The 2,137-nt window shown below is 69.3% G+C and carries 2 protein-coding genes and 1 pseudogene; all 3 read right to left on the bottom strand.

The window, feature by feature from the left end; genetic code table 11:
- On the bottom strand, nucleotides 1-1,022 hold a 1,022-nt coding region (locus tag GJV64_RS13920; protein ID WP_164158018.1), incomplete at its 3' end, for a bifunctional folylpolyglutamate synthase/dihydrofolate synthase.
- Nucleotides 1,023-1,084: 62 nt separating this feature from the next.
- Complete coding sequence (gene accD / locus GJV64_RS13915) at nucleotides 1,085-1,951, bottom strand: acetyl-CoA carboxylase, carboxyltransferase subunit beta (protein WP_164158016.1); 867 nt, start codon at nucleotides 1,949-1,951, stop codon at nucleotides 1,085-1,087.
- Nucleotides 1,948-2,137, bottom strand: a pseudogene (trpA, locus tag GJV64_RS13910) (tryptophan synthase subunit alpha); the annotation flags it as partial. The gene accD and the pseudogene trpA, both read right to left, overlap by 4 nt.

Genomic DNA, 2,137 nt, shown 5'->3' with positions numbered 1-2,137 from the left:
CGCTGCCCAGGCTGCAGCAGCGGCCGAACGCTTTCGGCCAGCGCGCGGCCGGCCGCCGGGTTGTGGCCGCCATCGATCCACAGGCTGCTGCCGGCCGGCAACAGGGCCGGCAGGCTGCCGTTTTCCAGCCGCTGCAGGCGTGCCGGCCATTCCACCCAGCCCATGCCGGCGCGATAGGCGGCATCCTTCAGCGGCAGGGCATCCTGCGCGCGCAGCATGGCAACGGCGAGCGCGGCATTGTCGTGCTGGTGGCTGCCCGCCAGGCGCGGCAGCGGCAGCGCCAGCTTGCCGGCGGCATCGCGATAATGAAGCTGGCCTTCATAGACCGCCGCATCCCAATCCTGCCCGCGGATGAGCAGCCGTGCGCCGGCCAGCCCGGCCACCTCGGCAATGCGCGCCGTCACCGCCGCCGGGTGCCGGCCGGTGACCAGCGGCACGCCGCGCTTGGCAATGCCGGCCTTCTCGCGCGCGATGTCGAGGATGGTGGGACCCAGCCATTGGGTGTGATCCAGCCCGAGCTGGGCGATGCCGGTGACCAGCGGCTGCGCGATGAGGTTGGTGGCATCCATGCGCCCGCCCAACCCCACCTCGATGATCGCGGCATCGGCCGGCACGGTGGCAAAGGCCAGGAAGGCCGCAGCGGTGGTCAGTTCGAAGAAGGTGATCGGCGCCGCGCCATTGGCGGTCAGCACGTCCTTCAACAGGACGATCAGCGCCTCGTCGCTGATCAGCTGGCCGGCCAGGCGGATACGCTCGTTGAAGCGCACCAGGTGCGGGCTGGTATAGACATGGACACGGTGGCCCTGCGCCTCCAGGCAGGCGCGCAGCATGGCGCAGCTGCTGCCCTTGCCGTTGGTGCCGGCAACGTGGAACACGGGGGGCAGGCGGTGATGCGGATTGCCCAGCGCCGCCAGCAACCGTTCGAGGCGGCCGAGCGTGAGGTCAATCTCTTCCGGGTGAAGCTCGTAGGCCTGGCGCAGCAGGCGATCGAGCGCCGGATTGTCAGACTGTGCACGCGGCATCTTCGCGCCTGTGGTGGCCGCGCCGGAACTGGTGCCCCCGCCTCCAGCGATGCCCTTAGTGGTCACGCCGCCAGCGTCCCGGCAGCCCGCCGTGCCATCAAGAGGCCAAGCAGGCGGCCGAGCACCTCTTTCAGGTCGCGGCGGTGGACCACCATGTCGAGCATGCCGTGCTCGAGCAGATATTCGGCGCGCTGGAAGCCTTCGGGCAGCTTCTCGCGGATCGTCTGTTCGATCACGCGCTGGCCGGCAAAGCCGATCAGGGCATTGGGCTCGGCGATCTGCACGTCGCCCAGCATGGCATAGCTGGCGGTCACGCCGCCGGTGGTGGGATCGGTGAGGACGACAATATAGGGCAACCCGGCCTCGTTGAGCTGCTGGATACCCACCGTGGTGCGCGGCATCTGCATCAGTGAAAGTATGCCTTCCTGCATGCGGGCGCCGCCAGCCGCGGTGAACACCACATAGGGCGCCTGGGCGGCCAGCGCGGCATCCACGCCGGACAGGAAGGCCTCGCCCACGCCCATGCCCATGGAGCCGCCCATGAAGGCGAAATCCTGGACACCCACGATGGCGCGCTGGCCCAGAATCTGCCCATCGGCCACCATCATCGCCTCGGGCTCTGCAGTGGCCGTTCGCGCCGCCTTCAGGCGATCGGTGTATTTCTTCTGGTCCTTGAACTTCAGCGGGTCCTCGGCCACGCGGGCGGCCGGCAGCACCCGATACTCGCCGTCGAACAGCTGGGCAAAGCGCGCCCTGGGGCCGATGCGATCATGATGCTCGCAGCGCGGGCAGACGGACGCATTGTCTTCCCACTCCTTGGTGTAGACCATGGCGCCGCAGTTCTTGCACTTGGTCCACAGATTGTCCGGCGTGTCCCGGCGGGCGAGAAACCCGGTCAATTGCTGACGGGTGCGGGTGATCCAGCTCACTGGGCCATCTCCTTGGCGGCGATCTCGGTCCGGGCGGCGCGCACGGCCTGGGCCAGCGCCGCCACCTGGGCGGCAACACGGGCCGGAATGTCGTTGGCGCGCGCTTCAGCGGCGGCACCGATGGCGTCCACGATGGCGCTGCCCACCACCACGGCATCGGCATGGGCGGCCACGGCTGCGGCCTGT

It is taken from the genome of Sandarakinorhabdus rubra (genome assembly GCF_010994245.1).
GTDB classification, from domain to species: domain Bacteria; phylum Pseudomonadota; class Alphaproteobacteria; order Sphingomonadales; family Sphingomonadaceae; genus Sandarakinorhabdus; species Sandarakinorhabdus rubra.
Note: the sequence above shows the minus strand (reverse complement) of the source record. Positions and strands in the feature narration are given on the sequence as shown.